This is a genomic window from Clostridium sp. MSTE9 (assembly GCF_000277625.1).
Lineage (GTDB): Bacteria > Bacillota > Clostridia > Oscillospirales > Acutalibacteraceae > Faecalispora > Faecalispora jeddahensis.
The window spans coordinates 1-7347 of the sequence record NZ_AKFU01000007.1 but is presented as its reverse complement, the minus strand read 5'-3'; the positions used below and the strand labels follow the sequence as shown (position 1 = coordinate 7347).

Here is a 7347-nt window from a genome sequence, read left to right as displayed (position 1 = left end):
GTCGAGGCTCTGCCCGCCGTAAAGCGTGATGAGGTGCCCGGTCTGCTGGAGCAGCTGGATGCTTTGTATGTCGGTCTGCAGCGCCAGCCGCTGTTCCGCTTCGGCGTCAGCCCCAACAAGCTGATGGATTACATGATGGCGGCAAAGCCGGTCATCTTCGCGATTGAAGCGGGCAACGACATGGTGGCCGACGCCAAATGCGGCATTTCGATTCCGCCGGAGGACCCCGCGGAAATCGCGCGCGCGGCGCAGATTCTGGCATCCACGCCGAAAGCGGAGCTGGAAACCATGGGCAAGCATGGACAGGATTATATTTTAAAGCACCATGAATACGACGTGCTTTCGAACCGTTTTCTGGAGGTTCTCGCCCAGGCAAAATAGCATTCGGCTTCTGATCGATTTTGATGGGAAGCTGCGAAAAAGAGCAAGAGGTTTTGATACCGCTTGCTCTTTCTCTATATTTTAAAAAACACTTGACTGTCCCCCTGGGGGTTGGCTTATGATTGGATGGAGGTGATTGATATGCTGATTCATGAAGTGAGTCGGACGACAGGCGTGACAAAAAAGGCAATCGAATACTACTGTGAGCAGGGATTGATTTGCCCGACGATTTTAGAAAACGGATACCGCGACTTCGGTCAAAACGAGGTGGAGCGACTGGGACAGATTTCTGTTCTCAGAAAGCTCGGCATCTCTGGCGAAGAAATCAAAACGGTTCTTTCGGATGAATCCGGCAACGCTCTGCAGCGCCTGTCTGTTCAAAAGGAATTGAGTCTGAAACGGGAACAGGCAAAGAAAGCCTTATTAGAACAGCTGAGCAGCGGCAAAAGCTACGCTGAGATCAGCGCCGAATTACAGACCATTGAAACCGGCAAGACCATTACCGAAAAGCTGCTGGAAGCGTTCCCGGGCTATTACGGCAGATTCATCTGCCTGCATTTTGCCCGATTTCTAAACGAGCCGATCAAAACAGAGAAGCAGCAAGTCGCTTACGAAAGAATCCTGTCGTTTCTGGATAATCTGCCGCCGCTCGACCTCCCGGAGGATTTACTGGAGTATTTATCCGAAAGCACCAGACAGATCGGAACCCAGCAGATCAACACAATGATTCAAAACACTCAAAAATCCATTGAAAACCCGGATGAGTTTCTTTCTGAAAACAAAGAGTTTTTGGAACAGTATCTGGCGTACAAGCAATCGGAGGAATATCAAAACTCCCCCGCATACAAAATGATGGCGCTGCTGAAAACGTTTAACAGTACAAGCGGGTATTACGATGTATTTCTCCCCGCTTTAAAAGAACTGAGCAGCTCTTATGCACAGTATTACCGGCAGCTGGAAATCGCAAATGAAACCATACTGTCCCGATATCCTGAGATAGAAAAATGGAACCCGTAATTGTTCAAGAAAGGGCCGCACCTCTCCTTTCGGAGAAGTGCGGCCCTTTCTTTTTGTTTTCAGGTGTTATGCCTGTTGTTAAAAGCCCTCAAAGGAATCAAAATCCATGTCCGGGTGCCCGTCGGAGGGTACGGAGAGCTCCTCCTGATCATGCAGCTGGAACTTGCGGATTTCCTGATGCAGGGTTTCCGCCTGGCTCGAAAGCTCGGCGCTCGAAGCGGAGCTTTCTTCCGCCGTGGCGGCATTGGTCTGTACGACCGCAGAAATCTGAGAGAGTCCCTCCGAAATCTGGTTGACCGCTTCGGCCTGCTCCTGTGCGGACTGGCCCATTCCGACCACCGCCTCATTCGTCTGGTTGCCCAGCTCGATCACGGTCTGAATGGAACCGGAAACCTCATCCACCGCAGAAGCGCCAAGCTCCACCGCCTGATTTGATTTCGCCAGCAGCTCCGCCGTCTGCTTCACAGCTTCGGCAGATTTGGCCGCAAGGTTGCGAACCTCATCCGCCACCACGGCAAAGCCCTTGCCCGCCGCACCGGCACGGGCCGCCTCGATCGCGGCATTCAACGCGAGAATGTTCGTCTGGAGTGCAATATCCTCAATCGTGCGGGTGATCCCCATGATGGTTGTGGACGAATGGCTGATCTCTTTCATATGGCCCTCAAGCAGCTCCACACTGCGGCTGATGGACTTGAACTTCTGATTGGACTGTTCATACACAGCCACTGTGTTTTCGGCATTCTTAGCATTCTCTCTCGCCGACTCATCAATGCGGGCGATCATGGAGGAAAGCTCCTCTACGGAGGCTGCCTGCTGGGTGGCGCCGGCCGCCAGTGCCTGCGCCGCACTCGAAACCTGCTCCGCACTGGAATTCACCTGTGCCGCGATTTCGTCGATGGAAGACAGCGTGGTGCAAAGCGAAGAGGAAATATCCAGCAAGGCCTGCTTGACTGGGGCAAACTCACCGGCGTACTCCTGCTGCAGATGAATCCGCATATCGCCTGAGGCCATGGTCTCCAGTGTATCGGTAATCTCCTGAATATAGCCTCTGTAATTAGAGAGCTGGAATACCGTTCGGTTGAACGCATCCCCCAGGCGGCCGATTTCATCCTGACTATGCACCGAAATCTCCACATCCAGATTTCCTTCCGCGATCTGATTAGCGGTTACGGTCAGCTTCTTCAGGGGAGCGATCAGCCTTCCGGAAATCAGCACCAGAAGCACTAAGATGACGCCAAGCGCAATCGCAAAAGAAATCAGCAGTACAGAGCGTACATTGTTATACTCCTGGAAATATTCCTTCTCCGGCAGTCCGGTCGCCACCATCCAGCCGGTGTCGCCCACAGCGCAGGTATATCCGTAGCTGACAATGCTGTGAGAGGTATACTGAACGCTCCCGACCTTTTTCTCCTGAAAGTTTTTCACGATGGACTCGGTCAGATCCGTATCGGAAATATTTTGATTGAGGTATTCATCTTTGGGGTGAGAAACGATGTTTCCGCCGGAGGACACCAGAATATAATATCCCTCCTGCCCGATTTTGAAAGAACGAACATTTTCGCTCAGGCTGGTCAGGGTAAGATCAAGTCCCACAGCGCCAATAATCTCTGACGTTCCCTTTTTATACACGGGTGAGGCGATCGTGACCACCTGCTGCTTTGTATTGATGTCTTCATAGGGCTCTGTGAGCGTGATGCCGTTCTTCTTTTTCATTTCAATAAACCAAGGGCGTTCGGTCGTTGTATAGCTCTTGTTGTTTCCGCCGTTGGTGTTGATGCTCTGCTCCGCATCCACGTCCGCGATAAAAATAGACAGAATATTTTTATCTGTCCCACGCATGTTCTGCATGGTCTGATACAGGTTGGCAAATCTTGCATCATCGCTCATCGTATGACTTTTATTGGAATCCGTCATCATCTGCTGCAGATCCGCATTTTGAGCCAACCGGCTTGAAATTTGAGTGTACTGCATCAAAAACTCATCCACCTGATAAGCCGCGCCTTCGGATTTGGCCTGCAGCTCATTTTCAGTCAGGTGGGATACAGAATCACCCACCAGGCCGAGCAGAATCCCCCCTATGATCACATAGGAAAGAAGTACCGGTACCCCGATAAAGGCCATCATTCGGGCCCCTAAGCTCCGGAAACCTTTGATCGTTGTATCTTTTGCTATGATTTGATTTTCTCTCTTCATTCGATATTCCCTTTCACCTTTCTTTATCCAAACGGGAGCCTGCAACACAGACAACCCGTTTCAAAAAGCACCAATAACCCAGTAAAATTTTTGAGCTATCTGCTTCCTCCGCTTTGTATATCGGCTGACTGATTGTAAGAATTTAATAAAAAACATGAAAATTTATCATTAAAAATCCTGATAAATGGTTTGATTCTCTGCAAACCCCAGCTTTCATGCCCATTTCCTGTGACGTTTTTCACTCCACGAAAAAGAAAAAGTGCAGAAAAAAAGTCGTGCCTCTTTTAAGAAGCACGACTTTTTCCTTTTGGGTTACGAATGATTTTCAGGCGATCCGCCCGTTTTGAAAAGCCCTTTCAAAATCAAAATTCGATTTCCCGCTCCCCGGCGAACTCTGCAGGGAGTTCCCCCTGATCGTGAAGCTGGAACCTGCGGATTTCGCGATGCAGGGTCTCTGCCTGGTGAGAAAGCTCTGTGCTCGAAGCGGAGCTTTCTTCCGCTGTGGCGGCGTTGGTCTGCACTACCGCCGAAATCTGAGAGAGTCCCTCCGATATCTGGTTGACTGCTTCGGCCTGCTCCTTTGCGGACTTGCCCATTCCGATTACCGCTTCATTCGTCTGGTTGCCCAGCTCGATCACGGTCTGGATAGAACCGGAAACCTCATCCACCGCAGATGCCCCAAGCTCTACCGTCTGATTCGATTTTGCCAGCAGCTCCGCCGTCTGCTTTACAGCTTCGGCAGATTTTGCCGCAAGGTTGCGAACCTCGTCCGCCACCACGGCAAAGCCTTTGCCCGCCGCACCGGCCCGGGCCGCCTCGATCGCCGCATTCAGCGCCAGGATATTCGTCTGGAATGCAATGTCCTCGATCGTACGGGTAATCCCCATGATCGTTGCGGACGATCTGCTGATCTCCCTCATATGGCCCTCAAGCGATTCCACGCTGCTGCTGATGGACTTAAACTGCTGATTTGATTTTTCAAATACGGCCACTGTGTTTTCGGCATTTCTGGCATTCTCTCTGGACGATTCGTCAATACGGGCAATCATGGAGGAAAGCTCCTCTACAGAAGCAGCCTGCTGGGTGGCGCCTGCCGCCAGCGCCTGCGCCGCACTCGAGACCTGTTCTGCGCCCGAGTTTACCTGCGCCGCAATTTCATCGATCAAGGAAAGTGTCTTACTCAGCGAATCCGAAATACCCAGCAGCGCCTGCTTCACGGGAGCAAACTCCCCGACGTACTCATATTCCAGGTGAATGCGCATATCGCCCTTAGACATAGTATCCAGCGCATCGGTAATCTCCTGAATATAGCCGCGGTAATCTTTGAGCTGGGCCACCATGCGCCCGAACTCCCGCGCGAGCTGACCGGTTTCGTCCCGTGATTTGACAGATACCGTCACATCCAGATTGCCCTCGGCCACCTCGCTCGCCGCTCTCTCGAGCTGCTTGATCGGCGCTGTGAGACGGCTGGAGATGAGCAGAATCATCAGCAGAACCAGCGCCATCGATACCAGCATCACAATGCCCCAGATCCACACGATCTGATTGTAGTTCGCATAGAATTCTGCGTTTGGCAGGCCGGTTGCGAGCATCCAGCCCGTATCCCCCACCGGGGAAAGATACCCGTGGCTCTGCGTTGTGCCGGAGGTATATTCGATCAAGCCCTCCGTGTGGGCTGTAGTGGCCTGCTTGAAGTTATCGGACAAATCGACATCCGTAAGACTCTTGTTTACATTCTCCTGCACAGGATGGTAAATGACCTGTCCGCCGGCAGAAACCAGGATGTAAAAGCCGGTATTGCCCAACGTGTAGGCCGCCATGCTTTTGTTCAGGTTATCCAGCACCAGATCGAGACCTACCGCACCGATAATCTCATTGGTGTTCGCCTGAAACACAGGGGTTACGATCGATACCACCTGCTTCTTGGTGGTAAAATCCTCATACGGGTCGGTCATGGTCATACTTCCCCGTTCTTTCATCTGAATAAACCACGGCCGCTCAGAAGTGGGAAAATCTTTGGCTTTTTCCCCCTTGGAATCCACATACTGCTTTGCGTCAACATCCGCAACCCACAGTGACAGAATGTTTTCGTCTTTACCCGCCATGTTCTTCATGGTGTCGTACAGGCTGGAAAATCCCACGTACTGCTCCATCGCCTGTCCCTGACCGGTGGCAGACATCATCTTCTGTATCTCCACATTTTTCGAGAACTGGTTCGGGAGCGCCATATACTGCTGGAAAAAGTTTTCGATCTGCCTTGAAGCCGCCTTGGAATCAGAGGCCAGCTGCTGATTGGTCAGCTGACTGACATTGTTTCTGACGATCATCAAAATAACAGAACCGACGACCAGGTAAGATAAAATAACCGGAATGCCAACGAATAAAATGATTTTTCCGCGCAGACTTTTTTTACGTTCTTTCTTCTCATTTCGTCTCACGCTGCATACCCCCTATTTTTCATCCGGTTCAGCCCATCCAGCTCTCCCGATGCGCCAAATTCAAAGCTTTCCGGATGCTTACACGATATATCGGCTGAAAAAAGCAAATTATTATCATAAATCTGCGGAATTGAAAGAGAGATCTATAGGAAAATATTGTATTTTTTTGTAGGAAATGTTAAATTTTCAGTAGAAAAAAGGTATATATTTCCAAATTAGGAAACATACACCTTTTCTGCTCATTTATAGAATGTGTTGACAACACATGCCGGCACACAACCAGTGCCGGCCAACGAAACGCTTCTGGAATTAAAAGGGGAGATCGCCCGGTGCGGGGGCAAGATGAAGCTCGTCCAGCTTTTTGCGCAGCTTTAAGAAATCCTCAAACGCAGCGGGCTTATTGTTGGGGTTGCGCAGCAGGGCCGCCGGGTGCAGAGTCGCCATCATCAGCACGCCGTTTCGCTCGTAAAACTCGCCGTGCTCCTTTGTGATCTTGATATCCGGCTTTAAAAGCTTCATCGCCGCCACACGGCCCAGACAGACAATGATCTTCGGGCGCACCAGCGCAACTTGGCTGCGCAGCCAGGGCAGACAGGCATCCTGCTCGTCGGGCTCCGGGTCACGGTTTTTCGGCGGTCGACACTTTACGATATTCGCAATATAAATATTGGTATGGCGGTCCAGGTCGACCGCCGCCAGCATTTTATCCAACAGCTGGCCCGCACGCCCCACAAAGGGCTCGCCCTGCAGATCCTCGTTTTCTCCCGGGCCCTCTCCGATGAACATCACATCCGCGCTGCGGTTACCCACGCCGAACACCACATTGGTGCGCTTTTCACAAAGGCCGCACTTACGGCATTGCAGGCAGGTCGATTCCAGCTCTTCCCAAGTCATTTTCATGCTATCCTCCATCAGCAGGCTGAGCCTGCATCCATGTTGCGGGCAGCCTGCAAAAATAAATTTTCTATTCTAACGCGGAAACCGCCTTGACGTAAGCTTCCGTATCCAAAAACTACGCATCAGCAGACCGAGCCCGCATCCACATCGCAGGGCCCCCTTGTTTTTACGCGGAAACCTCCGCACCAAAAACTGCGAGCTGACGAGAGCGCTCTGAAAATGCCCGCCGACGGACGAAAGCGCTAAGCTTTTGATTTGCTTTTGCTAGGAGAGTGGGCATTTTCATTGGAGCGCCTTACAGATAACTATAGTTTGCACTTACAGGGGTCGTTCCCCAAACGGATTCCAAAGGTGTCCTTTGGAAGGCCTTTGCTTACTTTCGTCCTTTCACGAAAGTAAGTGCCCGCCCCGGCATGAGGGG

At 51.4% G+C, this 7347-nt stretch carries 4 protein-coding genes and 1 pseudogene; 2 read left to right on the top strand and 3 right to left on the bottom strand.

Annotation, left to right across the window (positions count from 1 at the left end):
• Together HMPREF1141_RS17440 and HMPREF1141_RS01465 are read left to right on the top strand one after the other, a co-directional pair.
• Positions 1–381: pseudogene (locus HMPREF1141_RS17440) on the top strand (glycosyltransferase); the annotation flags it as partial.
• Positions 382–522: 141 nt separating this feature from the next.
• A complete protein-coding gene (locus HMPREF1141_RS01465) occupies positions 523–1398 on the top strand; it encodes a MerR family transcriptional regulator (RefSeq protein ID WP_009060232.1) in 876 nt (291 codons plus the stop codon).
• A gap of 78 nt (positions 1399–1476) precedes the next feature.
• On the opposite strand, the gene HMPREF1141_RS01460 is transcribed toward HMPREF1141_RS01465, so the two are convergent.
• From HMPREF1141_RS01460 to HMPREF1141_RS01450, 3 genes are all read right to left on the bottom strand, one after another.
• Positions 1477–3522 (bottom strand): methyl-accepting chemotaxis protein, encoded by a 2046-nt coding sequence (locus HMPREF1141_RS01460; RefSeq protein ID WP_242824541.1) that lies wholly within the window; start codon positions 3520–3522, stop codon positions 1477–1479.
• A 431-nt stretch (positions 3523–3953) separates the two neighbouring features.
• Positions 3954–6029 carry a methyl-accepting chemotaxis protein gene (locus tag HMPREF1141_RS01455; protein ID WP_009060228.1) on the bottom strand — a complete coding sequence of 692 codons (2076 nt, stop codon included), beginning with the start codon at positions 6027–6029 and terminating at the stop codon, positions 3954–3956.
• 309 nt (positions 6030–6338) lie between these two features.
• Positions 6339–6929: a uracil-DNA glycosylase gene (locus HMPREF1141_RS01450; RefSeq protein ID WP_009060234.1), complete on the bottom strand. Its 591-nt coding sequence runs from the start codon at positions 6927–6929 to the stop codon at positions 6339–6341.
• Positions 6930–7347: the final 418 nt, after the last annotated feature.